The sequence below is a fragment of the Hyphomonas sp. TMED31 genome, assembly GCF_002172815.1.
In the GTDB taxonomy this organism is placed as follows: Bacteria; Pseudomonadota; Alphaproteobacteria; order Caulobacterales; family Hyphomonadaceae; genus Hyphomonas; species Hyphomonas atlantica.
In genome coordinates, this window is record NZ_NHCK01000002.1 from 70,691 (window position 1) to 95,605 (window position 24,915).

Sequence of the window (24,915 nt, forward strand, 5' to 3'; positions counted from 1 at the left end):
ACTTAATCCGGCTGATAATCAACCAGTTTTCCGTCCGACAACGTCAAAACGCGATCCATGTGCTTGATCAGGGAGAGATTGTGCGTCGCCACCAACACGGCTGCGCCTTCGTCTCGTACCATTTTGATGAGTGTCGCAAATACACGCTCTGTCGTGGCCGGGTCCAGATTGCCCGTTGGCTCGTCAGCAATGACCAACCGGGGGTCATTCGCCAAGGCCCTGGCAATGGCCACACGCTGTTGTTCACCACCAGACATCTGCGCAGGCTGGTGGTGCCCCCGATCCTTCAACCCCATTTCGGCGAGAAGCGCCGCCGCTTTATCGCGCGCAAGTTTCTGCTTTACGCCCGCGATCATCAACGGCATCGCGATATTGTCCGCAGCGTTGAACTCCGGAAGAAGGTGGTGAAACTGGTATACAAACCCGATTTTTGCGCGGCGGATTGCAGTTCGACCTTTGTCGTCAAGAGCGAGGCAATCAATGCCATCCAACAACACCTTGCCGGACTCCGGGCGCTCGAGCAGGCCGGCTGTATGCAATAGAGTTGATTTGCCCGAGCCGGAGGGACCCACAAGCCCAACCAACTCTCCGGCGTTCAGCTGGAGATTGGTTCCGCTCAACACATGCAGTTCGCCTGCCGCCGTCTTGTAGAAACGGTCGATATCGCGAAGCTCGAGTACTGGCTGGCTCATTACTCGAACCTCAACGCACTGACCGGATCTTGACGGGATGCCCACCAGGCCGGAATGATTGACACCAGCATTGACATGCCTAGCGCATAGAGCCCAGTTCGGATCACTTCTCCCCAGTCCAGGATCGCCGGAAGGCCCTCAAGGCCATAGACTTCGGCATCAAAAACCTCGCCCGGAACAAACAGGTTTATGAACGCCTCGACCGCATCAATGTTTGTGACGACGAGAATGCCAACTGCCATACCGAGTAGTGCACCCAACGTTCCAAGAATGGTGCCAACAAGCAGAAATACGCGCAACACCCCACCTCGTCCCAAACCAATCGTCCGCAAGATAGCGATGTCGCGGGTCTTGTTTTTAACCAGCATGACAACACCAACAATGATGTTCAGAGTTGCGATCCCCATAATCACCATCACCAGCAAGCGAACCATGGTGCGTTCAACTTGCAGTGCATTCAGGTAACCGGCCCGCTGGCTCTTCCAATCGAACGTGTAGAGCGCATTGCCTGTCGCGTCGGCGATGGCTGCCATTGCCTCAGTGGTCTTGTTGGGATCGTCCAGCCGGATGTCCAGCATTTGATAACGGTCCTTGGACTGGAACAGGATCTGTGCCTGCTCCATAGGCATGAACATATAGAGCCGATCCAACTCCACACTTCCCGTCTTAAACACGTCGCCAACTGTGTAGGCTTTGCTGCGCGGCGTCGACCCCAACGGCCCTGAATTCGTTTGAGATGTGATGATCTCCACCTTGTCGCCGGGCCTGACCCCAAGACCTTCGCGGCCTGCAGCCAGGAACGCCCCCATCATGATGACATTGCCGCCATTCTTGCCTTCGCCGAAGCCTGACGCGATGGCTGCCTCTCCACCATCTTTCAGAAACGGCATCGTCGCCAAATCCTCCTGACGGATCGCGCGGACAGCAGCGCCNGTTTTGCGNCCATTNGCTGTCACCAGCACGTATTCTTCGATGTAAGGCGCAACACTTGATACGCCATCNATCAGACTGATCGTNTCGGCAATTTGTTCGGCTTCNTCCTCAGTGTACGACGCGACAACGCCGTAGACGTGCGGCTGGCCACCCAACAAGGCGTCAAGCAATGTTGCGCGAAAGCCGCTCATGATTGACATGGTGATGATCAAAGCTGCGACTGCGAAGAAAATGCCGACAAACGAGATGATGGAAATCAAACTCGCACCGCCATGTTCACGCTTGGCGCGCAAATACCGCCACGCAAGCGTCCGCTCGAGTTTCCCAAAGGGAGATGCAGCTGCGGGCAAGTCACTCATTCAGGGCGCACCTTTGCCAATGCATCGGCGAGTGGCAGCTCTTCCTTCTCACCGGTCTTGCGATTTTTGACTTCGACCACACCGTTCTTCAGGCCGCGCGGCCCGATAACGATCTGCCACGGTAGACCGATCAGATCCATCCGCGCGAATTTGCCGCCGGCACGGTCTTCGGTATCGTCATAGAGCGCATCNATCCCAGCCAGTTCCAATGCCTGATAAGCCTGTTCACACGCTGCATCGCACTCTTCGTCACCAGCCCGCATATTGATGATGCCAACATGGAACGGCGCAACGCCATCAGGCCATACGATACCGTTCTCGTCATGGCAGGCNTCAATGATTCCGCCGACCAGACGCGATACGCCGATACCGTAACTTCCCATTTCCACCGGGACCATNTGACCATCAGGTCCCTGAACAACTGCATTCATAGGTTCGGAATACTTTGTGCCGAAATAGAAGATGTGACCAACTTCGATGCCACGTGCAGAGACCTTCCGGTCTTCCGGCAGTGCCTCAAAAGCGGCTTCGTCGTGCATTTCCTCAGTCGCAGCATAGTATTGCGTGCGTTTCTCGACTTCGGCGGTCAAATCTGCAGAGAAATCGAGATCAATGCCCGGCGCGGGCATATCCAGAAGCGTCTTGTCACAGAAGACTGCGCTCTCGCCCGTGTCCGCCAAAATGATGAACTCATGGCTCAATTCGCCGCCAATCGGTCCAGTATCCGCACGCATGGGCACAGCCGTCAGTCCCAAACGGGAAAACGTGTTTAGATAGGCGCAGAACATCCGGTTATAAGAATGCCGCGCGTCTTCAGCGGTTAGATCGAAGGAATAGGCATCCTTCATCATGAACTCGCGACCACGCATCACACCAAACCGCGGACGGATCTCGTCCCGGAACTTCCATTGCTGGTGATACAGATTCAATGGCAGTTGTTTGTAGCTTTTCACGTAGGAGCGGAACACGTCTGTGACCAGTTCCTCATTCGTCGGCCCGAAAAGCATATCGCGATCATGCCGGTCTGTGATGCGAAGCATTTCCTTGCCATACGCTTCGTAACGACCGGATTCGCGCCACAAATCGGCCTGTTGAAGGGTTGGCATCAGGATCTCAACAGCACCCGCGCGGTTCATTTCTTCCCGCACGATCTGTTCGATCTTCTTCAGTACGCGCAGGCCAAGCGGCAACCACGTGTATATGCCCGCGCCATTCTGGCGAACCATGCCGGTGCGTAGCATGAGCTGGTGCGAAACAATGGCCGCATCCGAAGGGGCTTCTTTGGAAACAGGCAGAAAATACTTCGACAGACGCATGGAATCTCCGTGATCGCGCACTAAACGAAGGCCAACTAGCCGCAGCGCCCCCTATTGCGCAAGCAAACGTGGCACGATGATGGCTGTTAATGTGGTCAGGACAATCGCGCCGCCCGTCGCCCATATCGCTTTTTTACGAAGCATCGGGTTCTTCGGAGCGGCCTCTTCGGTGCCAGGCGTCGTTGAATCGTCTTCCCATTGTCCCGCAACGCCAATCGGCAAGACGACAAAAAACGACAACCACCAAGCAATGGTGAAAACAACACCGGCACCGAAAAGAGTCATCAGTGAGCTTCCTTAGGCGTTTCCATCAGCTCGATGAGTACGCCGTTCGAGTTTTTTGGATGAACGAAAATGATCGGCGTGCCGTGTGCGCCGATGCGCGGTTTACCCAGCACCGTCGCGCCACGCTTCTCCATCTCATCAACGGCCTGATTGATGTCGTCCACTTCAAAGCAGACATGGTGCTGGCCGCCCTTAGGATTCTTTGCGATGAAATTCGCAATCGGTGACTCGGCATTCAAAGGCTCAATCAATTCGATCTGGCTGTTCGGCAGATTCACAAAACAGACCTTCACGCCCTGCTCAGGCATATCGAATGGCGTCGTGATATCTGTCGCGCCATACAGCGTTCGATAGGTTTCACATGCTGCCGCCAAATCAGGAACAGCAACGCCAACATGATTCAGTGGACCAATTTTAAACTCTGACACGGGTTTCAACTCCTCAGCACGATCACTTCTATTATTGGGCGGTGACCAAACGTATTCAAACAGGCTTTACGAAGTGCGCGGCCAACAGCGCGCTCCACCGCATCATCATCCATGCGATCTCGTTTCTTCATGCGACCAATCGCGTCTTCCGCCGCGATCTCTAGTGGCTCGATACTTTCGTCAGCAATACGCCCGTCGCTTTCTGAAAGACCTTTTGCGATCACCACTGGCCCGTCGAGCACGTCGCCGGAATCATCGAGGGTCATCGTCGCGAAAAGGATGCCCGAAAAAGACAATTTGCGACGCTCATCAATGCCCTGAGCTCCCTCCGGAACCAAACGGTCCCCATCCAGAAACAATCGTCCTGATGGCACCAAATCAGTGATTTCAGCTTTACCTGGAGCCAATCGCACCAAGCTGCCATTCCGAGGCGTGACGGCATTCGGCACCTGTAGGGACTTCGCAAATGTCGCATGCTCCATGATATGCCGTCGCTCACCATGAACCGGAACCGATACTTTCGGACGAACCCAGCCATACATTCGGCGCAACTCATCGCGACACGGGTGTCCGGACACGTGGATCGGATATGGCACCATGCGCGGTGTAATCACGCGCACTCCCTGCTCGGCGAGCGCATTCTGCAGCTCGAAAATACCCTTCTCATTTCCCGGGATCTGCCTGGACGAGAATATGACCGTGTCGCCCTCGTGAAAGGTAACGTTTCGATGATCGCGGCGCGCAATGCGCGTCAGCGCTGCGCGGGCCTCACCCTGACTCCCAGTGCAAAGGTAGAGAATGTGTTCCGCCGGAATCTGGCTAGCGTCCGACTCGTCGACGAACTCCATTGTGTTTGGCAGGATTCCAACCGATTTGGCCGCGTCAGTGATGCGATGCATGCTTCGCCCAACTAAACACACGGCCCGACCGGCCGCTTCTGCAGCCTCCACAATGGACTTCACACGCGCGACGTTCGACGCGAATGTCGTAACGGCGACGGCTTGTTTTTGCTCCGAAATAAGGTCGATCAGTCCCTGTTTGACNGATTCTTCTGACCCGGACTCACCNTCCTCGAACACGTTCGTGGAGTCGCATACCATTGCGAGAACACCTTCATCGCCTAGGGCTGTGAGGCCTTCCACATCAGTGGTTTCACCAATCTGAGGATCGGGATCAATCTTCCAATCTCCGGTGTGGAGTANGGTTCCNANCGGCGTCTTGATNGCAAGCGCGTTCGGCTCCGGGATAGAGTGGGTCAACGTAACATANGTCACCTCAAACGGTCCTGCCGTCACGGTCCCGCCAAGTGCGACGGGTTTNAACCAGCTCGGATCCACGCCNCGTTCGACCATTTTCGACCGCACAAGCTCAGCCGTGAANGGCGTTGCATAGATCGGCGCGTTGGTTTGCAAACGTGGGTAAAGCAGACCCACGGCGCCGATATGATCTTCGTGCGCATGCGTCAGGAATATTGCATCGATCTGCTCGCCAATAAGGTATTCCGGATCAGCGCAGATCAGATCAACACCAGGCGTTTCAAGCGATCCGAACGTCACCCCCAGATCTGCGATAATCCAGCGGCGGTCATGAGCAGGCCCATATCCATAGGCATTCAGATTCATGCCGATTTCATCACATCCCCCTAGGGGAAGGAATACCAGCTCATCCTCAACGCCAATCGTGTCCGCCATTCTTATCAACTATTCCGTCTGTAAATTTCGAGCAGACCCCGTATGGTAATATCCTGATCATAATAATCTATAGTCTGGCTGGCACCTTCGAACAGTGACGCAACGCCACCCGTGGCCACCACCTTCATCGGCTTGCCATATTCCGCNTTGATACGTGTGACCAATCCGTCGATCAGATCAATATAACCCCAGAACACACCTGATTGCATGGCGCTGACAGTGTCCTGCCCGATAACGCGAGAAGGCCTTTGTATCGCNATGCGCGGNAGTTGCGCNGCAGCGTCGTGCAGCGCCCGCATGGACAGGTTTATGCCGGGGGAAATGATCCCTCCTTCAAAACCGCCATCCTCGGCGACNACGTCGAACGTCGTGGCCGTTCCACTATCGATTACGACCAGATTACCCTCATAGGTCTTGTGCGCCCCGAGCGCGCTGACAATCCGGTCGGCGCCAACCTGCTCTGGCCTATGAATGCGGACCTCGACACCAGTTTTCAGATTAGGATCGCCAATGAACATCGGTTCGATTTCAAGGTAGCGTCGGGCCAAATTCCGGAAATTGAATTGCGCTTGCGGTACCACCGTCGAAATGACGCAGCCTTTGATACGCTTCAGATCGACCCCATACATNTCTGCCAAGCGCCAGAGCCAGGCGGCGTGATCATCAGCTGTCTTGGTCGGGTCCGTTGCACTTCGCCACTGATTGATCCAGCTTTCNCCATCGTGAATGCCAAACACCGTATTTGTATTGCCCACNTCAATTGCCAGCAGCATTGCCTATTCGCTCCCTATCAGGCTGACATCGCCGGCCCGTACGATTTCGCGGCGACCNTCAGGCAGCCGCAGTACAAGCGACCCATCTTCTGCCATATCNTCCAGAATGCCTACCAGTGGATCTCCGTTTCGAGACACCGAGACGGTCTGACCGAGGCCCTCAGCCACTTTCANCCAGTCCTGACGTAACCCCTCGAATCCTTGGCGCGCCTGCGTGAGTCTGTTCGAAAAAGCCTCGCGCAATGCAGAGAGAACGTCTGCTGGCGTCAATGCGGTGTCACCTCGAAGGGCATGAAGACTCGTCGCAGACTGGCCGGCGCCTTCGGGTGCCTCTGCGACATTGATGCCAATGCCAGACGCGACCCAGAAATCATCGCCCTGCCCACCGGTCTCGACAAGNATGCCGGATATTTTCGCGCCATTCACCCGGGCATCNTTCGGCCATTTCAGCCTGACCGGCGCNTNNGGTGCTACAATTGCAGCAACGTCAGACACCGCAAGAGCCGATGCAAACGGAATGCGCGCCGCAANCTGAATGCCGCCGGGCTCTTTGAACAGCGCCGTCGAAAACAGATTTCCGGTCGGAGAAATCCAGGGACGTTGAAGTCGCCCCCGGCCGGCGGTCTGCGCTTCTGCGACCAGCCAGCAATCCTCAAATCGCCCCTCTTTCGCCCGGCGTCTGGCTTCAGAGTTTGTGCTGTCGATTACGCCAAGGTGATGGACCGGCCAGGATAAACTCAACCTGCGAGCCCCAGCGCGGCTGACCCTGCCCATCCCGACAACGCGTTGATGAAGAACAGGAACAGAATACCGGCCACAANAGCAGCGAGCAGAACGGTCATTGTGACAGAACCATCGATCGTCTCGAACTTTTCGGTCGGCTCATCGAACCACATGATCTTGATCAGACGCAGATAATAGCCGAGCGAGACCACCGATGCGAGGACAAGAATGATCACCACGGGCATCAATCCAGCGTCGACACCAGCCGTCAGAACTTCCCATTTCCCAAAGAACCCGCCAAATGGCGGCAGACCAGCCATCGAGAAGATCAGGATTGACAAAGCGATGGTGAGAACCGGACGTTTGCGCATCAGGCCGCCAAGTTCGTTGATCCCTTCGACCATTCCGCCCTTCCGGCGCATAGCCAGCACCCCCATGAACAGGCCGAGNGAGGCAATNACATAGAGCGTCATGAAGACGAGTAANGGNCCAGCGCCGANNTCCTTACCCGCTGCAACAGCNACGAGCGCATANCCCATGTTCGCGATCGAAGAATATCCNAGCAGACGCTTGATATTTGTTTGNGTCAGAGCNCCCAGTGACCCGATGATCATGGACAGGCCNGCAATGATGCACAGGATGATTTGCCATTGGTCAATNACGTCTCCGAACACTGTGAACATGACGTTTGCNAAAACGACCATGCTGGCCATTTTTGGCGCTGANGCGAAGAACGCGACAACNGGAGTGGGCGCCCCCTCATAAACGTCTGGCGTCCAGATGTGCATTGGCGCAGCAGACACTTTGAAGGCNAGCCCCACAATCATGAGGACCATACCGAACATCATTCCGATGGATGGTTCCGCCGCGGCGATCAACGCATATTCTGTTGATCCGGAGAAGCCATACACCAGGGACGCTCCATAGAGCAGCATTCCCGAAGCAAGCGCGCCCAGCACGAAATACTTCAGGCCCGCTTCTGCCGCCTTTGTGGAGTCCCGATGGAAAGCGGCGAGCACGTATGATGACAGGCTGAGGGTTTCTACCCCCATGTAAAGTGTCATCAAATCGGCCGCCGACAGGATGATCCCCATCCCGAAGGATGCGAGCAGGATAAGCAGCGAATACTCATAGCGGATAGTGCCGTGGCGCTTCAGGAAACCTTCCGAAGCTATCAGGGCAAACCCTGCGAGAACGTANCTGACAAACTTGGCGAAATTGACAAATGTGTTTGTCCGCACGAGCCCGCCGAAGGCTTCACCACCTTCGTAATTCATCAGCGAGATGGCTGCGGCCGCAAACAATGCAATCGCACCAAACTTGATAGATACGCTGTTGAAGCGATCCTTGAACGTGGCGCCAATGAGGACACCAGCCAGAGCGATTGCGACGAGCCAAAGTTCCGGGCCAATCGTCAGGATCATGGCAGTGAAATCAATCATCTGATCAGCCTCCCGCCATAAGGTTCAGAATGCGCAAGGCAGAACCCTCTGTAATGTTGAATATCAAATTAGGCGCGACACCGAACAGGATCGTCAGGAACGCCAATGGCGCAATGCAAACCCATTCGATCATGTTCATATCCTTGATCGAATTGAGATCTGGATTGGTCATCTGTCCGAACACGGTGCGGCGATAAAGCGTAAGCATATAGACAGCTGAGAAAATCACGCCGAGCGCTGCACCGGCCGCTGCCCAGGTGGAAGCCTGGAAACCACCAACCATGGTTAGAATTTCACCAATGAAGCCTGATGTGCCAGGCAAGCCAACATTAGCCATCGTGAACAGCATGAAGAAGGTCGCGTAGACCGGCATCCGATGCACGAGGCCGCCATAGGCAGCAATCTCTCTCGTGTGCATGCGATCATATACGACGCCCACGATCAGGAACAGTGCGCCAGAAATCAGGCCGTGGCTAAGCATCTGGAAGATCGCGCCTTGGACGCCTGCTTCATTAAACGCAAACACACCCAGCGTGACAAAGCCCATGTGTGCGACCGAAGAATAAGCGATCAGCTTTTTCATATCCGTCTGACGCCAAGCGACGAGAGATGTATATACGATAGCGATGACTGCCAGCGCGAACATGACAGGCTGGAAGAGTTGGCTCGCATCCGGGAACATTGGAAGCGAGAACCGCAAGAACCCATAGCCCCCCATTTTGAGCAGCACGCCTGCCAGGACGACAGAGCCAGCTGTAGGTGCCTGAACGTGAGCATCTGGCAGCCAAGTGTGGACGGGCCACATCGGAAGCTTGACCGCAAAGGAAGCTACAAATGCCAACCAGAGCCATGTTTGAACGCCCGGATCGAATGCATACTTTTCTAGGACCTCAAAGTCCGTGCTTCCGGCCGCCTGGTACATGTAGACAACGGCCACCAGCATCAGGAGGGATCCGATGAGCGTGTACAAGAAAAATTTGAAAGCGGCGTATATCTTGTCCTTGCCACCCCAGATACCGATCACGAGGAACATGGGGATCAACCCCGCCTCGAAGAAAATGTAAAACAGCACCAGGTCCATCGCGGTGAAAACCCCGATGATAAAGGTTTCTAGCACCAGGAACGCGACAACATATTCCGTCACGCGATTATGGATCGAATTCCAGCTCGCCAACAAACAGATTGGGATGAGGAAAGTGGTCAGCAGGATCAGTGAGATGGAGAGTCCATCGACGCCCATCTTATAGCTGATGTTGCGATACCAGGAATACTGCTCCACGAGCTGATACCCAGACTGGCTGGCATCAAACCCTGCAAACGCGGCAAGCGACGCAATGAACGTGGCGCCTGAAATGATCAGGCCAGCCATCAGGGCAGTACGCCCTTCCTTGTCGCTTGATGTCGCTTCACGGCTGCCAGCTGTAGCGGCACGCACAAGCATGATGATGAGCGCGCCTGCCAGTGGCAGGAAAGTCATCGCCGAAAGAATGGGGAAACCGCCCATCAGTTAGCTCCTCCAGCGCGCAGCCACAGTATTGCACCGAATACGAGTGCAGCGCCGATAATCACGAAAGCGTAGTGGTAGAGATATCCGGTATGCATCTTGGACAGACGCCCTGCTGATGACTTGGTCACCGCTGCAATACCGTCAGGCCCAATCCCGTCGATGATCTTCTTGTCTGCTTTCCAGAAGACATTGCCCAAGAAGGCAGATCCTTTGACGAAGGTCGCCTGATAGATCTCATCGAAATACCATTTGTTGTAGAACAGTGAGTGAAGCGGTCCGCCACTATCAGCCACGCGTTTCCCTACACCTCTGTTGAAGTAGTAAGTGAGCGTGGCCACGACGAAGCCTGCAATCGTCACAATGAGCGGCGCAAACAGAACCCATTCCGGCACATTGTGGCGATCATGGAGGACGTGGTTCTCCGCAGCGCGATAAATCGTGCCGGCCCAGAACGCTTCATTGTTGTGATCAACGAACGCATCATAGAAATATACGCCCGCAAAAATTGCGCCGAGACTGAGTAGCGCCAACGGAACCAGCATCACGAGCGGGCTTTCATGCGGCGTGTGATCATGGCCATGCCCGTGATCGTCCTCTGCCCCATGCGCATCCGCGTGAGCACGATCATCATGATGACCATGAGATTCCCAAGTCTTGGGCCCGTGGAATGTCATGTAAATCAGGCGCCACGAGTAGAAGCTTGTGAGGAANGCCGCGATCAGGCCAAACCAGAAGGCCATTTGACCGAACACAACTTCTGCCTGTCCCGCNGCGAACGCACTTTCAAGAATTGCGTCCTTNGAGAAGAANCCTGCAAAGCCGATCTTCGTGTGCGGTATACCGAGNCCGATGATTGCAATCGTGCCGATCATCATCGCCGCATAGGTTAGCGGCATGAATCTGGCGAGGCCGCCCATGCGGCGCATGTCCTGTTCATGGTGCATCCCGTGAATGACAGAGCCAGCGCCAAGGAACAGAAGTGCCTTGAAGAAAGCGTGCGTGAACAAGTGGAACATGGCAGCTTCATAAGCGCCCACACCGGCCACAAAGAACATATAGCCNAGCTGNGAACACGTTGAGTAAGCAATGACGCGCTTGATATCGTTCTGCGCCATGCCGACTGTCGCTGCGTATAGCGCGGTGACAGCACCAACGATGGTAATCATGCCGGCGGCGTAGAATGTATACTCGTAGATCGGCGACAAAAGGCAAACGAGGTAGACACCTGCGGTCACCATGGTCGCCGCGTGGATGAGCGCTGACACAGGCGTCGGGCCTTCCATGGCGTCTGGCAGCCAGACATGCAGGAAGAANTGGGCGGACTTGCCCATCGCACCGATGAAGAGCAGNACGCCGATAACTTCCAGAGCACTGAANTTCCAGTTCAGGAATGGAATGACNAGCTCGCGCACANGGTAGGCCTCTGTAAAGCCAACCGGAACAACTTCAATATTGTTCCGAACCGCTTCGAGCACAGGCCCGAACTCCACGGAACGGAACACGAAAAACACAGCCATGATACCAAGCGCGAGCCCGAAATCGCCCACTCGATTTGTCACGAACGCTTTGATCGAAGCGTCATTCGGCGCCTTGTTCTGATACCAGAAACCGATCAGAAGATAGGAAGCCAGGCCGACGCCCTCCCAGCCGAAGAACAGCTGGATGAAGTTATCAGCTGTCACCAGCATGAGCATCATGAAGGTAAAAAGCGAGAGGTAGCTGAAGAAGCGCGCCTTGTGCGGCTCTTCACTCATGTAGCCCCAGGAGTAGAGGTGAACGAGACCGGAGACACCGGTGATCACGGCCATCATGACAATCGACAGNGTGTCTACTCGNATGGCCCAATTTGCCTGAAACTCACCCACATGAATCCAGGGCATCAANGTGATGATGTGTTGCTTNAATTCATAGCTGGTCGCAGCGGCGACCANGCTGGCATGATGCTCTTCTCCGCCGGAGTGACCACCTATGCCGGCCGCATAGGCGAACAATTGGATCAAGGACAAGATGCCCGCCGACAAGACAACTGCGGTCGTCAGACCCATAACCAGCTTGTCGCCAATCTGTTTATGAACCAGTCCGGTCAACGCCACGAGCCCCGGAGCGAGGACGATGTAGAGGATCAGGAAATCTGGAAGCATCATCCTACCCCTTCATCATGTCGACATTCTCAACCGAGATGTCGCCGCGGTTGCGGAAATAAACAACAAGGATAGCGAGCCCGACCGCAGCCTCAGCAGCGGCAACGGTCAGAACCAACATCGCGAAAATCTGTCCCGCAATCGTTCCGCTGAACACGGAAAATGCAATCAGATTGAGATTCACGGAAAGAAGGATCANTTCGATCGCCATAAGAATGACGATGATATTCTTGCGGTTCACGAATATGCCTACGACACCAATCGTGAACAGGGCCGCAGAAACGGCGAGATAATGAGAAAGTCCGAGGTCCATAATCCTAGATCCCCTGCCCCGGTTTGGGGTCCTTCAATTCATAGGCATCGCTACGGCGGCGAGACGTCTGCTTGGCAATGTTCTGACGCTTGGTCTCCGGACGGTGGCGCAGCGTCAGGACGATCGCCCCAACCATTGCCACCAGCAGGATCACGCCGGCCATCTGGAACAGCAGAAGGTACTGGGTGTACATCACCTGGCCGATCGCCTCAGCGTTCGTCTCTGCACCGGGCGACGCNTCNAAATTCGTGGTCATTTCCGANGTACCGACGACAGAGGCGAGAACAATCTCGGCAGCAAACACGATGCCGACCAGAACGGCGAATGGCCAATACCGGAGCGTGCCGCGTTTTAGCTCAACAAAATCAACATCGAGCATCATGACGACAAACAGGAACAACACCGCCACGGCGCCAACATAGACAACGACGAGCAGCATCGCGAGGAACTCGGCGCCAATCAGCACCAACAGCCCCGCCGATGAAAAGAAAGCGAGAATGAGCCACAACACCGAATGCACGGGGTTGCGTGCCATGATCACGGACAGCGCCGAGACGAGCACGACGGCCGCAATCAGATAGAAAGCGAAGACTGCCACAGCCCTACAAGGCCCCTTTCTTGGCGGAGCCTACGCCCCGCGAGTTAAAAATACCGGCGCCTAACGGTAAGGCGCGTCGAGTTCCAGATTCTTGGCGATCAGCCGTTCCCAGCGATCTCCATTCGCCAGCAGNCGGTCCTTGTCATAGAACAGCTCTTCGCGNGTCTCGGTCGCAAATTCGAAGTTCGGTCCCTCGACAATCGCATCGACCGGACACGCTTCCTGNCAGAAGCCACAATAAATGCACTTCACCATGTCAATGTCGTAGCGCGTCGTGCGGCGAGCGCCATCCGCGCGCGGCTCAGCCTCAATCGTAATTGCCTGGGCCGGACAGATTGCCTCACACAGCTTGCATGCAATGCAGCGTTCTTCNCCGCTGGGATAGCGACGAAGCGCATGTTCACCACGAAAACGAGGAGACAGCGGATTCTTTTCAAAAGGATAGTTCACAGTTGCTTTGCGAGAGAACATCTCCCGCACAGCGACAACAAGCGCACCGAGAAAATCTGTGAGAAGCGCGCCGCGAATGGTTTGAGCCAGACTCATCACTGAACTCCCAAGTAGACGACGTAACCCGACACGATCAGGACGGCGACAAGCGAAGTGGGCAAGAAAATCTTCCAACCAAGGCGCATCAACTGATCGTAGCGGTACCGCGGAACAATTGCCTTCACCAATGCGAAGAGGATGAACAGGATCAGAATCTTGAACATGAACCAGAACAGGCCCGAAAACGCATTGATGAATGGGTGATCGCGTACAAACTCTTCGCCGAGCGAGAATGGACCATGCCAGCCGCCAAGGAACAGGATCGTCATCAGCGCGCACATCAGAACAATGTTCAGATACTCGCCGAGCATAAACAGCAGGTACGGGGTAGATCCGTACTCAACCTGATAGCCGGCCACTAGTTCGGACTCAGCCTCTGGAAGGTCGAATGGTGGACGGTTTGTCTCAGCAAGCGCGGATACAAAGAAGATCACGAACATCGGGAACATAACGACAATCAGCGGGAAATGCTGAAAGCTGAANGCATGCCATGTCCAAATGCCACCTTCNTGAGCGTTGACGATATCCGTCAGGTTCATGGAACCGACAAGCAGGATAACTGTCACAATTACAAATCCGATGGACACCTCATAGGATACCATCTGAGCTGCAGACCGCAGGGCACCGAGAAACGGATACTTCGAGTTAGACGCCCAACCGCCCATGATGATGCCGTAGACACCCAACGAACTGATCGCAAACAAATACAATACACCGACATTGAGGTTTGAGATCACCCAGCTGGTACCGCTGACTGTGCCCGGCGCAACCGGAATCGCCGCCCATGCGGCAAACGCCAAAGTACATGTAAGAATTGGCGCGATCAGGAATACCGTCTTGTTCGCGCCGGCCGGTATGACGATCTCCTTGAGGAGGAACTTTCCGAAGTCGGCGAAAGACTGCATCAGGCCAAACGGCCCGACCACGTTGGGGCCCTTCCGCATCATCACGCCCGCCCAGACCTTTCGGTCCAGCAGTAGCAAGAAGGCGATCGACAAAAGCAATACAAGCGTAAACAGGCCGATCTGGCCAAGGACCATCAGCGGNCCCCAAAGTTGCCCNAGAGATTCGACGTAGTTACTCATGGCGCCGCCCTACTCCGCTGCTACCGGAGTGTCTAGCGCTGAGGCCAGCGCTGAACATTCGGCCATCGTCTTGGACGCCCGTGCAATCGGGTTCGTCAGGTAAAAATCGTCAAACACCGGACGGAATGTCGCGGTAGAAAGCGAACCTTCCACACCCTCCACGGGTGCCTTGAGGGCCTCAGCGCCCATCGCCCCGGGCGCAAATCCCAAGCCAGAGAAAACTGTACTTTCGCCTTCTGGACCGCGAAGCACATCTCTCAATGCCTCAGCGGTATCGTAAGGAAGGGTCTTGCCCATCACATCCGACAGGGCACGGAAAATCGCCCATCCTTCGCGAGCCTCGCCCTTTGGCTGCACGGCCCGGGAAGTCATTTGAACACGGCCTTCGGTGTTCACATAGGTCGCGGTCATCTCCGTGTAGGCTGCACTCGGCAAGATGATGTCCGCCCGAGCCGCTCCGGCATCGCCATGCGAGCCAACATAAATAACCGTCGAGCCGTCCAAACCGGACAAATTCACTTCGTCCGCGCCGAGCAACACGACCGTGTCCTTGCTTCCGGACAGGATCTCACCGGTAGCAGCCCCGCCGTCACCCGGCACGAAGCCTACATCCAGCGCACCCACTCGGCCCGCAGCAGTGTGGAGCACACCAAAGCCTGCCCATCCGTCCTGCACTGCGCCGATCTCATTTGCGAGTTTCAGTGCCTCCGCAAGAACGGCCCGACCGCCCTCGCCACAAAGCGCCCCCTCACCCACAACGATCATCGGACGCTTGGCACCGGCCAGAACTTTTCCGAAATCAGTGTTGCGGATATCTGCAAGCGCCGAAGCACCGTCGCCGAGCCAGCTATGGTCATAGGTCAGGTCTGCAGCTTCGCCGATACGACCGATTTTCAAGTCAGCCCACAGCCAGGTCTTGCGGATGCGAGCGTTCCAGACTGCGGCTTCAACACGTGGGTTCGTCCCAATCAAAAGGAGCGCATCCGCGTCTTCCACGCCCGCGAGCGTCCCGTTGAGAATGTAACGCTCGCGCACGCCGTCTACACCATATTGTGCCCCCACTGGACGGCAATCTGTGCTCGCTACGCCGAGGCTACGGAACAGGTCGAGCGCCGCTTTTGCTTGTTCNACTTCGATCAGGTCACCTGCGACCACGCCAATCTTCTCGGCCGGGACTGAAAGAGCCGCTTTGACGGCCCCAAACGCTTCGCCCCAAGTGGCCGGCCGCAGCTTGCCATTCTCACGAATGTAAGGCCTGTCGAGCCGCTGACGCGCGAGACCATCCCAGACAAAGCGCGACTTGTCGGAGAGCCACTCTTCATTNATGCCTTCGCTCACCTCAGGCAGGATGCGCATCACGCCATCGCCCTTCGCATCGACTCGGATGGCAGCGCCCATAGCGTCCATCACATCGATAGAGGACGTCTTGCGCAATTCCCACGGACGCGCATTGAACGCATATGGCTTGGAGGTGAGCGCNCCGACGGGGCAAAGGTCGATCACATTGCCNGANAGTTCAGACGTNAGGCTTTTNTCAAGATAGGTTGTGATCTCTGCATTCTCGCCACGCGAAATCATGCCGAGTTCTTCAACGCCCGCTACCTCAGCCGCAAACCGAACACAGCGCGTACACTGAATACAGCGCGTCATGATCGTCTTGACCAGAGGCCCCATATTCTTGTCTTCAACCGCGCGCTTATTCTCATCATAGCGGCTACCGGAGCGCCCATAGGCCATAGCCTGGTCCTGAAGGTCGCATTCACCACCCTGGTCGCAGATTGGGCAATCCAGCGGATGATTGATCAGCAGGAATTCCATCACACCATTGCGAGCCTTCTCCACATACGCACCCTTGGTGCGGATGTTCGGCGCAGACCCATCGCGATTAGGACGCATATCGCCAACAGTCTGAGCGCAGGATGCAATCGGCTTCGGCGCACCTTCCCATTCGACGAGACACATACGACAGTTACCGGCCACAGACAGGCGCTCGTGATAGCAGAAGCGCGGAATTTCGGCNCCGGCCTCTTCGCACGCTTGCATCANCGTATACGAACGCGGGACCTCAATGTCCTTGCCATCGACGTTCAGCTTGAAAAGATCGTCAGACATAATCTCTACTCCGCTGCCACAACTGCGCCCTGCACCATGGCGCGCGGCAGCCTGTATTGGTTGATGCGATCTTCGATTTCATGTCGGAAGTGGCGGATCAGCCCCTGAATCGGCCACGCCGCAGCGTCGCCCAGCGCACAGATCGTATGACCTTCCACTTGCTTCGTTACGTCGAGCAGAGTCTCGATCTCATCGTGCTCCGCCTCGCCCTTCACCATGCGCTCCATAACACGCCACATCCAGCCGGTGCCTTCCCGGCACGGCGTACATTGGCCGCATGATTCGTGCTTGTAGAAGTATGCCAGACGCGCGATCGCCTTGATCAGGTCTGTATCCTTGTCCATCACGATCACCGCTGCAGTGCCGAGACCGGATTTCAAGTCCCGCAGCGTATCGAAATCCATGTAGGCATCCATGATCTGTTCGGCGGGCACCATCGGCACCGACGAGCCACCAGGGATGACGGCCTTCAAATTGTCCCATCCACCCCGGATGCCACCACAATGATTGTCGATCAGCTCACGGAAGGTGACCGACATTTCTTCCTCGACATTGCATGGCTTGTTCACATGACCGGAGATGCAAAAGAGTTTTGTGCCGGTATTGTTCGGACGACCGAAGCCCGCAAACCATTCAGCGCCGCGGCGCAGAATAGTCGGCGCAACCGCAATCGACTCGACATTGTTCACCGTCGTTGGGCAGCCATAGAGTCCAGCATTGGCCGGGAATGGTGGCTTCAGGCGTGGCTGTCCCTTCTTGCCTTCGAGGCTCTCCAACAATGCCGTCTCTTCACCGCAAATATACGCGCCTGCACCGTGATGAACGTAGAGATCGAAGTCCCAACCGTTCACGTTATCCTTGCCAATCAACTTGGCTTCGTATGCCTCTTTGACCGCCTTCTCCAAGGCTTGGCGTTCATTGATGTATTCTCCGCGCAAGTACACATAGCATTTGTGTGCACGCATTGCGCGGCTCGCCACCATGCACCCTTCGATCAACAAGTGCGGATCGTGACGCATGATTTCACGGTCCTTGCACGTGCCTGGCTCGGATTCATCCGCATTGACCACGAGATAATGCGGACGGTCGCGCACTTCCTTGGGCATGAAGGTCCACTTCAGACCTGTCGGGAATCCCGCACCACCACGGCCGCGCAAACCCGATGCCTTGATCTGATCACAGATCCAATCCGGCCCTTGGTCCAGCATCTCCTTGGTCAGATGCCACGCACCACGCTTTTTCGCCGACTCAAGATCAGGCGAGTGCAAACCATAGAGGTTCGTGAAGATACGATCCTTGTCCTGCAGCATGCCCTATTCCTCGTCATCCTTGCTGGATTCAACTTCGCCAGCGTCGACACGCTTTGAAAAATCCGTCTCGCCTCCGGAGGCCAGCAGTTTTGCCTGACCAATCCAGTCTTCGCGCTCGATCCGACCAGGGAAGCTCATATAGTCTTCCACCCAGTCGACATTTGCCGGTGTCCAGTCAGCGATCTGCTGGAATTTAAAGATACCAAGCGCGTTGAGCGCGTCTTCATTCTTCGGGCCGATTCCGCTGATCCGCTTGAGATCGTCACGCTGATCCGTCGGCACTTCGACCGCAGCAGGCTTTTCAGCACTTGCAGCATTCTGACCTTCTGAAGCCTTCTCGGTCTTGGAGATCAGCGTCGTCTTGCCAGCATTCTCCTTTTGCGGAACTTCGCGCTGCGTGTTTGTCGGCGCGCCTTCCTCGGGTTTACCGGCTGCGGTCGCTTCGGGCTCTGGCTCAGCCGTCGGCAAGTTCGGCAAGAACGTGACTTCGTTGCGCGAACCGTTAAACAGGTCCGGATCGGTCAAGATCGCCGTGCCGCCTTCAGGCGCACTGTTGATCCGGTCTACTTGCGGTCCGGCGTGCGTCTCCACGCCATTCTTCAGCTTGTTGAGAATGACGGCGAGCGACTCTGGCGTCAGATCCTCATAGTAGTCATCATTGACCTGAACCATGGGCGCATTCACGCACGCACCCAAACATTCAACTTCTTCCCAGGAAAGGCGGCCGTCATCCGTGACGTACATTTGCTTGCCAATTTCTGTCTGGCAAACTTCCTTGAGTTTTTCGGCACCACGCAACTGACAAGGCGTCGTTCCGCAAAGCTGAATATGGTATTTTCCGACCGGCTGCAGACGGAACATCGTGTAGAAGGTCGCGACCTCATAGACGCGAATGTATGGCATTTCCAGACGATCCGCGACTTCGCGCATCGCAGGTTCGGACAGCCAGCCATTATTGTCCTTCTGCGCCAGCCACAGCAAGGGAATTACAGCCGAACGCTGTTTGTCGGATGGATACTTGCTCCGCCAGAACGAGATCTTTTCCTCGGTCTCTGGCTTGAATGCGAATGTATCGCCACCAGCCTCAATATCAAAACGGCGCAGTGCCACTACTCGCCCCTTCTCGAAACAGTCGCGCCAACATTCCGCTTAGCGGAGGCGCGCAAAAATTTTGCCCAGATCGTGATCACCGGTCGATCTCCCCGAACACGATGTCCAGCGTACCCAGGATCGCCGACACATCCGCCAGCATATGCCCCTTGCAAAGATGATCCATCGCCTGCAGGTGCGGATAGCCCGGCGCACGTATCTTCGCGCGGTATGGCCGATTGGTTCCGTCAGAAACCAGATAAACGCCGAACTCGCCCTTCGGGGCCTCGACCGCCGCGTAGCACTCGCCTTCGGGAACGTGAAACCCTTCCGTGTACAGCTTGAAGTGGTGGATTAGCGCTTCCATCGAATTCTTCATCTCGGCGCGGCGCGGTGGCGCCATTTTCGACCCCGCCAGCAGAACCGGGCCCGGCCCTTCTTTGGACATCAAATCGATGCACTGCTGCATGATCTTCACCGACTCGCGCATCTCTTCCATGCGACAGACATAGCGATCATAGTTATCGCCATTGCGGCCAACCGGAATCTTGAAGTCGAGCTCCGAGTAGCACTCATATGGCTGGGACCGACGCAGATCCCAGGCAAACCCGGATCCGCGCACCATCACACCGGAAAAGCCCCAGTCCATGATGGTTTTCTCATCAACGACGCCGATGTCGACATTGCGCTGCTTGAAGATACGGTTTTCGGTGACGAGGCTCTCAATCTGATCGAGCAGACGAGGAAAGTGCTCACACCATTCTGCAATATCGTCGATCAGGTTCTGAGGCAGATCCTGATGGACGCCCCCTGGACGGAAATAGGCTGCGTGCATCCGGCTGCCTGACGCTCGCTCGTAGAACACGCAAAGTTTCTCACGCTCTTCGAAACACCAGGTAATCGGGGTCAGCGCACCGACATCCATCACCCCTGTTCCAACGTTCAACAGGTGTGACATGATCCGGCCAAGCTCGGAATAAAGCACGCGAATCAAGCTCGCACGGCGCGGAACCTCAACGCCAAGAAGTTTCTCGATCGCCAAACACCAGGCATGCTCCTGGTTCATGGGTGAGCAGTAATCCAGCCGGTCGAAGTATGGCATACCTTGCAGGTAGGTCTTGTACTCCAGCAGCTTTTCAGTGCCACGGTGAAGCAAGCCAATGTGGCTGTCGACACGGGTAACGATCTCGCCATCGAGATCAAGGATCATGCGAAGCACGCCGTGCGCAGCAGGATGCTGCGGACCAAAGTTCAAAGTGAACTTACGGTCTTCCATTTCAGAGATGTGCGCAGTGTCAGCCATTATTCGGTCGGCTCCTCGGCCTTCTCGTCACCGGGAATATGACCCGTCATACCTTCCCATGGTGAGAGGAAATCGAAATTGCGATACTCTTGCGGCAGCTCTACAGGCTCATACACGACGCGCTTTTCAAGATCGTCGTANCGCACCTCGTAGTGCCCTGTCAGCGGGAAGTCCTTGCGGAGCGGGAACCCTTCGAAGCCGTAATCAGTCAGAATTCGGCGCAAATCCGGATGGTCTGCGAACTGGATGCCGTACATATCGAAGGCTTCACGCTCGAACCAGTCAGCACATGGCCAGAGGCTCGTAATGCTTGCAACCGGTGTATCTTCATCCGTGCTCACGCGCACGCGGATGCGATGATTCATGCGCATGGACAGAAGATGATAAACAACTTCAAAGCGTTCTGCATTCTCCGGATAATCAACGCCGCAGATATCGATCAACGTCTCGAAGTTGCATTGTTGGTCATCCCGCAGAAAACGCAGCAGACCCAAGACATGATCGCGTTCGGCCATAATGGTAAGCTCGCCAACGTTAACATCGGCGGACTTCACAGCATCAGGCTGCCGGCCTGCGATATGCGCGCCCAACTCGGTAAGGGCTTCGATTGCTTCACTCGTCATCATGTCAGCCTCTAGCGCTCCAGGGAGCCTTCGCGGCGAATTTTCTTTTGCAACTGGAGGAAACCATAGACCAGCGCCTCCGCTGTCGGCGGGCAGCCCGGAATATAGATATCTACCGGCACGATGCGGTCGCATCCCCGCACAACACTGTAGCTGTAGTGGTAATAGCCACCACCATTCGCGCAGCTGCCCATCGAGATTACATAGCGCGGTTCCGGCATCTGGTCGTAAACCTTCCGCAACGCTGGAGCCATTTTGTTGGTCAGCGTTCCGGCGACGATCATGACATCCGACTGGCGCGGTGAGCCACGCGGTGCCATCCCAAAACGTTCAAGGTCGTAGCGTGGGTTGCCCGCGTGCATCATCTCTACTGCGCAACATGCCAAGCCGAAGGTCATCCACATCAGTGACCCCGTGCGCGCCCAAGTGATCAGATCATCCGCCGCAGCGGTAAAATAGCCCTTATCGGCCAACTGGTCGGACAATCCGGTATAAAATGGATCATCATTTCCAGGCGCGAAGCCGCCCTCAACGCCAGTGCGGGCGCCGCCAAGAGCATAGGTCTTGAAATCGTCTGCCATTATTCCCACTCCAGCGCGCCGCGGCGCCATTCGTAAATAAACCCAATGGTCAGAACGCCGAGGAAACCAACCATCGACCAGAAACCAACGAGGCCGATTGTTCCGAGGCTAACGGCCCATGGAAACAGGAAAGCCACTTCGAGGTCGAAGATGATGAAAAGGATCGCGACGAGATAGAATCGCACGTCGAACTTCATCCGCGCATCATCGAATGCCGGGAATCCACATTCATAGGCTGAGTTCTTCTCCGGATCAGGGTCGCTGGGCGCCAGTAGCGCAGAACCTGCAATGAACAGGCCCGAAATCACGGCGCCGATGACCAGGAAAATTATCACCGGCAAATAATCGAGCGCTAAGCGTTCAATTTCTGACATGTCACCTATTCTCCTGCCCCAAGGGTGGCTTGATCTGGCGCCGGATTAGGACGGTTTCGCTTATGGCGCAACAGACAGACGCAATATATCGCAGCGACTAAGTCTAGCTCGAATAATTGCCTAATTCACGGGCATGTTTCTGCGGCGGTGCGTCACGCCGAAAAGTTCCGCCAGATCAACAGCTAGCCTGCCAATTCCATGAATTTTCAAGCATTTTTGAGATTCATTCTCAAAATAATTACTGCGTCAACTGGACGCCGAGCATGTTGAGCGACTCAAACGTGACACGCCCNTCGGCCAGCCCGTTCTTACGCTGATACTCNCTCANCGAATTCAGGGTTGTCGGTCCCAGAACNCCGTCAATTTCAAGCTGGAATCCGGCCGTAGCCAAGGCCNCTTGAATGCGCCGGATNTCGCCAACGGAGANCTGATCCTCGCATGGCGCATCTCGCCAGGAAAGAACGGCTTCACTGGCGGCGACCTTTTTTTCAATCGTGCGATAGGTAGCAGGAACGGACACAAACTCCTCTCGAGCCGGAGCCACNAACTCTTCTACTTGAACAATTTCGTATTCAGCAGGCTTGTGCACTTCCTCAATACGCGACGGCTCCACCACAACTCGCTTCACCAGCGTCTGATATTGCGCAGGAATAATGCGTGTTTCAGATCGCTCCGGCGTAACAATCCGCGTTCTCGTCACCGACTGGTACTCGGCGGGAACATCCACAGCCTCGAAGTAATCCTTCAAATCTATCGAACTACGCTCATCCAGCCCCNACGCCTCACCCAGATATTGCGGCNTCAACCGCCAAACCGTATGCGCTGGCTGAACGAGTATCTGCTCGGTGTAAGACTCATATTCTGCTGGAATTACAACAGTTTCAGTACGCTCAGGCTTGATCTGAACCTGTTCAGTGACCGTCTCATAGATTGCCGGCACTATTTTATACTGAATTGTCGGAGCCTGGACCTGGAATTGCCTTTCCACAGATTCGTATTTAGCGGGCACGGTCTGGATTTCGGTGCGTTCCGGCTGGTCCAGTATCTGCTCTGTCACAATNTCGAACGTTGCTGGCACAACAACTGGAGCCTTGCATATGCGGGCATNTTCTTCGGCNCGCATTTCNAGCGCCACGAAGGAAATCGCCCNAATCACCANCATAGACCTCANTGTCATCGCCGAACTCCTCGCGAAACCACGCCTGACTCGCCAAGAAATGCACCTATTTCGGCGACGAACCAAGTCGTCGACGCCGCTGCGCAGCAATTGTCAAAGCAATTAGGCCTGCGATCCCTTGGAACAGGCACTGGTTTTATCTGGCTCAATCAGTATTAGAGGGCCGAACTCCCAGCGCCGAGGTANAACATGATCCCCAGATACACCCGCCCCGAAATGGCAGCCATTTGGTCGCCCGAGTCCAAATTCGGCATCTGGCTGGAGATTGAGACGCTCGCCGCCGAAGCGATGGAGCAGAAAGGCCTTATCCCCGCAGGCGTCACCGCCGCTGTACGAGAGCGCGCCGGTTTCGATGTGGATCGTATTGATGAAATNGAACGTGAAGTAAAACACGACGTCATCGCCTTCCTCACCAATGTCGCCGAACATGTCGGCGAGGAAGCGCGCTTTCTCCACAAGGGTATGACATCTTCAGACGTTCTCGACACGTGTTTCAACGTCCAGCTCGTCCGCGCAACTGATCTGCTTCTGAAGGGAGTGGATCGCGTCCTGGCTGCGTTGGAAAAGCGCGCCTTCGAGCACAAACTCACGCCGACCATCGGCCGCAGCCACGGCATCCATGCCGAGCCGACGACATTTGGCGTCAAGCTCGCGACATTCCACGCAGAGTTCCAACGTGCCCGTAAACGCCTGGAGCTGGCACGGGAAGAAGTCGCGACCTGCGCCATATCAGGAGCGGTCGGAACGTTTGCCAACATCGACCCGGCCATTGAAGCGCACGTTGCCGAAAAGCTGGGCCTGCAGGTAGAGCCCGTTTCCACGCAGGTTATCCCACGCGATCGCCACGCAATGTTCTTCTCCGTGTTGGGCGTCATCGCATCCTCCATTGAACGCCTTGCTACTGAGGTTCGCCACCTGCAGCGCACAGAAGTGCTTGAAGCCGAAGANTTTTTCTCGGCTGGCCAAAAAGGCTCCTCTGCGATGCCTCACAAGAGAAACCCGGTCCTTACAGAAAACCTGACCGGTCTCGCCCGGCTCGTTCGCTCGGCAGTTACGCCAGCGATGGAGAATGTCGCTCTTTGGCATGAACGTGACATTTCCCACTCATCCGTTGAACGCGGCATCGGCCCTGACGCCACCGTGCACCTTGATTTCGCGCTTCATCGCCTAGGCGGTGTTGTTGAGAACCTCGTGATTTATCCCGACGCCATGATCGGTACGATCAACAGCATGGGAGGGCTGCACAATTCCCAGCGGATCCTGCTCGCGCTCGTAGAAAAGGGCATCAGCCGAGAAGACAGCTATCGCCTCGTGCAACGCAATGCGATGCGCACCTGGAACAAGGAAGGTGATCTTCTTGACCTTCTTAAACAGGACGAAGAAGTCTCGTCTCGCCTGTCAGATGCCGAACTCGAAGACCTGTTCGATCTCGACTACCACTTCAAGCAAGTCGATACGATCTTCGAACGGGTTTTCGGGCGCGCCTGATAGCGCCGTCTCAGGAAAATTGG

23 protein-coding genes are annotated in these 24,915 nt (G+C 55.7%); 1 reads left to right on the forward strand and 22 read right to left on the reverse strand.

Translation table 11 applies throughout. The annotated features are described in order from the left end of the window. Nucleotides 1-2 precede the first annotated feature (2 nt). The 22 genes from CBB91_RS00370 to CBB91_RS00475 form a co-directional block, all read right to left on the reverse strand. Nucleotides 3-692, reverse strand: coding sequence for an ABC transporter ATP-binding protein (locus CBB91_RS00370; protein ID WP_273010989.1), 690 nt, complete (start codon nucleotides 690-692; stop codon nucleotides 3-5). Continuing rightward, nucleotides 692-1,984 carry an ABC transporter permease gene (locus CBB91_RS00375; RefSeq protein WP_273010991.1) on the reverse strand — a complete coding sequence of 431 codons (1,293 nt, stop codon included), beginning with the start codon at nucleotides 1,982-1,984 and terminating at the stop codon, nucleotides 692-694. Before CBB91_RS00375 ends, CBB91_RS00370 begins: the two co-directional genes overlap by 1 nt. Beyond that, nucleotides 1,981-3,300, reverse strand: coding sequence for a proline--tRNA ligase (gene proS / locus CBB91_RS00380; protein ID WP_273010992.1), 1,320 nt, complete (start codon nucleotides 3,298-3,300; stop codon nucleotides 1,981-1,983). The genes CBB91_RS00375 and proS overlap by 4 nt, the downstream gene beginning before the upstream one ends. Nucleotides 3,301-3,351: 51 nt before the next feature. Beyond that, the gene (locus tag CBB91_RS00385) at nucleotides 3,352-3,585 is read right to left on the reverse strand and encodes a DUF1467 family protein (RefSeq protein ID WP_035555032.1); all 234 of its coding nucleotides are present in this window, start codon (nucleotides 3,583-3,585) and stop codon (nucleotides 3,352-3,354) included. Further along, nucleotides 3,585-4,013 (reverse strand): methylmalonyl-CoA epimerase, encoded by a 429-nt coding sequence (mce, locus tag CBB91_RS00390; RefSeq protein ID WP_273010994.1) that lies wholly within the window; start codon nucleotides 4,011-4,013, stop codon nucleotides 3,585-3,587. Before mce ends, CBB91_RS00385 begins: the two co-directional genes overlap by 1 nt. Nucleotides 4,014-4,018: 5 nt before the next feature. After that, entirely contained in the window at nucleotides 4,019-5,704 is a 1,686-nt protein-coding gene (locus CBB91_RS00395) for a ribonuclease J (protein ID WP_273010997.1), read from the reverse strand. A gap of 5 nt (nucleotides 5,705-5,709) precedes the next feature. Then, nucleotides 5,710-6,477, reverse strand: a complete 768-nt coding sequence (locus CBB91_RS00400; protein ID WP_273011000.1) for a type III pantothenate kinase — start codon at nucleotides 6,475-6,477, stop codon at nucleotides 5,710-5,712. A 3-nt stretch (nucleotides 6,478-6,480) separates the two neighbouring features. Further along, the gene (locus tag CBB91_RS00405) at nucleotides 6,481-7,218 is read right to left on the reverse strand and encodes a biotin--[acetyl-CoA-carboxylase] ligase (RefSeq protein WP_273011001.1); all 738 of its coding nucleotides are present in this window, start codon (nucleotides 7,216-7,218) and stop codon (nucleotides 6,481-6,483) included. Continuing rightward, nucleotides 7,215-8,642 carry an NADH-quinone oxidoreductase subunit NuoN gene (gene nuoN, locus CBB91_RS00410; protein ID WP_273011003.1) on the reverse strand — a complete coding sequence of 476 codons (1,428 nt, stop codon included), beginning with the start codon at nucleotides 8,640-8,642 and terminating at the stop codon, nucleotides 7,215-7,217. The genes CBB91_RS00405 and nuoN overlap by 4 nt, the downstream gene beginning before the upstream one ends. A 4-nt stretch (nucleotides 8,643-8,646) precedes the next feature. Continuing rightward, nucleotides 8,647-10,146 carry an NADH-quinone oxidoreductase subunit M gene (locus CBB91_RS00415; RefSeq protein WP_273011006.1) on the reverse strand — a complete coding sequence of 500 codons (1,500 nt, stop codon included), beginning with the start codon at nucleotides 10,144-10,146 and terminating at the stop codon, nucleotides 8,647-8,649. Beyond that, complete coding sequence (gene nuoL, locus CBB91_RS00420; RefSeq protein WP_273011007.1) at nucleotides 10,146-12,290, reverse strand: NADH-quinone oxidoreductase subunit L; 2,145 nt, start codon at nucleotides 12,288-12,290, stop codon at nucleotides 10,146-10,148. The genes CBB91_RS00415 and nuoL overlap by 1 nt, the downstream gene beginning before the upstream one ends. A gap of 4 nt (nucleotides 12,291-12,294) precedes the next feature. Beyond that, entirely contained in the window at nucleotides 12,295-12,603 is a 309-nt protein-coding gene (gene nuoK, locus CBB91_RS00425; RefSeq protein ID WP_273011008.1) for an NADH-quinone oxidoreductase subunit NuoK, read from the reverse strand. Nucleotides 12,604-12,607: 4 nt separating this feature from the next. Continuing rightward, complete coding sequence (locus tag CBB91_RS00430) at nucleotides 12,608-13,201, reverse strand: NADH-quinone oxidoreductase subunit J (RefSeq protein WP_273011010.1); 594 nt, start codon at nucleotides 13,199-13,201, stop codon at nucleotides 12,608-12,610. 60 nt (nucleotides 13,202-13,261) lie between these two features. Next, a complete protein-coding gene (gene nuoI / locus CBB91_RS00435) occupies nucleotides 13,262-13,747 on the reverse strand; it encodes an NADH-quinone oxidoreductase subunit NuoI (protein WP_273011013.1) in 486 nt (161 codons plus the stop codon). Next, nucleotides 13,747-14,835 (reverse strand): NADH-quinone oxidoreductase subunit NuoH, encoded by a 1,089-nt coding sequence (gene nuoH / locus CBB91_RS00440; protein WP_273011014.1) that lies wholly within the window; start codon nucleotides 14,833-14,835, stop codon nucleotides 13,747-13,749. The genes nuoI and nuoH overlap by 1 nt, the downstream gene beginning before the upstream one ends. A 9-nt stretch (nucleotides 14,836-14,844) precedes the next feature. Continuing rightward, on the reverse strand, nucleotides 14,845-16,947 hold the full coding sequence (nuoG, locus tag CBB91_RS00445; RefSeq protein WP_273011016.1) for an NADH-quinone oxidoreductase subunit NuoG: 2,103 nt from the start codon (nucleotides 16,945-16,947) through the stop codon (nucleotides 14,845-14,847). 5 nt (nucleotides 16,948-16,952) lie between these two features. Continuing rightward, nucleotides 16,953-18,257: an NADH-quinone oxidoreductase subunit NuoF gene (gene nuoF / locus CBB91_RS00450; protein WP_273011018.1), complete on the reverse strand. Its 1,305-nt coding sequence runs from the start codon at nucleotides 18,255-18,257 to the stop codon at nucleotides 16,953-16,955. A gap of 3 nt (nucleotides 18,258-18,260) precedes the next feature. Next, nucleotides 18,261-19,367 carry an NADH-quinone oxidoreductase subunit NuoE gene (nuoE, locus tag CBB91_RS00455; protein WP_273011021.1) on the reverse strand — a complete coding sequence of 369 codons (1,107 nt, stop codon included), beginning with the start codon at nucleotides 19,365-19,367 and terminating at the stop codon, nucleotides 18,261-18,263. Between the two features lie 76 nt (nucleotides 19,368-19,443). Next, nucleotides 19,444-20,649 carry an NADH-quinone oxidoreductase subunit D gene (locus tag CBB91_RS00460; protein WP_035554998.1) on the reverse strand — a complete coding sequence of 402 codons (1,206 nt, stop codon included), beginning with the start codon at nucleotides 20,647-20,649 and terminating at the stop codon, nucleotides 19,444-19,446. Further along, a complete protein-coding gene (locus CBB91_RS00465; protein ID WP_035555341.1) occupies nucleotides 20,649-21,272 on the reverse strand; it encodes an NADH-quinone oxidoreductase subunit C in 624 nt (207 codons plus the stop codon). The genes CBB91_RS00460 and CBB91_RS00465 overlap by 1 nt, the downstream gene beginning before the upstream one ends. 11 nt (nucleotides 21,273-21,283) lie before the next feature. After that, entirely contained in the window at nucleotides 21,284-21,853 is a 570-nt protein-coding gene (locus CBB91_RS00470) for an NADH-quinone oxidoreductase subunit B (protein ID WP_035554996.1), read from the reverse strand. Next, entirely contained in the window at nucleotides 21,853-22,227 is a 375-nt protein-coding gene (locus tag CBB91_RS00475) for an NADH-quinone oxidoreductase subunit A (protein ID WP_273011026.1), read from the reverse strand. The genes CBB91_RS00470 and CBB91_RS00475 overlap by 1 nt, the downstream gene beginning before the upstream one ends. 1,366 nt (nucleotides 22,228-23,593) lie before the next feature. On the opposite strand from CBB91_RS00475, the gene purB reads away from it, so the two are divergent. Further along, nucleotides 23,594-24,892 (forward strand): adenylosuccinate lyase, encoded by a 1,299-nt coding sequence (purB, locus tag CBB91_RS00480; protein WP_273011028.1) that lies wholly within the window; start codon nucleotides 23,594-23,596, stop codon nucleotides 24,890-24,892. Nucleotides 24,893-24,915 lie beyond the last annotated feature (23 nt).

Bases quoted from the DNA above. Each gene is read 5' to 3' on its own strand.
- CBB91_RS00370 (WP_273010989.1), bottom strand. From the start codon at position 692: ATGAGCCAGCCAGTACTCGAGCTTCGCGATATCGACCGTTTCTACAAG.
- CBB91_RS00385 (WP_035555032.1), bottom strand. From the start codon at position 3,585: ATGACTCTTTTCGGTGCCGGTGTTGTTTTCACCATTGCTTGGTGGTTG.
- CBB91_RS00415 (WP_273011006.1), bottom strand. From the start codon at position 10,146: ATGGGCGGTTTCCCCATTCTTTCGGCGATGACTTTCCTGCCACTGGCA.
- nuoF (WP_273011018.1), bottom strand. From the start codon at position 18,257: ATGCTGCAGGACAAGGATCGTATCTTCACGAACCTCTATGGTTTGCAC.
- CBB91_RS00460 (WP_035554998.1), bottom strand. From the start codon at position 20,649: ATGGCTGACACTGCGCACATCTCTGAAATGGAAGACCGTAAGTTCACT.
- CBB91_RS00470 (WP_035554996.1), bottom strand. From the start codon at position 21,853: ATGGCAGACGATTTCAAGACCTATGCTCTTGGCGGCGCCCGCACTGGC.
- CBB91_RS00475 (WP_273011026.1), bottom strand. From the start codon at position 22,227: ATGTCAGAAATTGAACGCTTAGCGCTCGATTATTTGCCGGTGATAATT.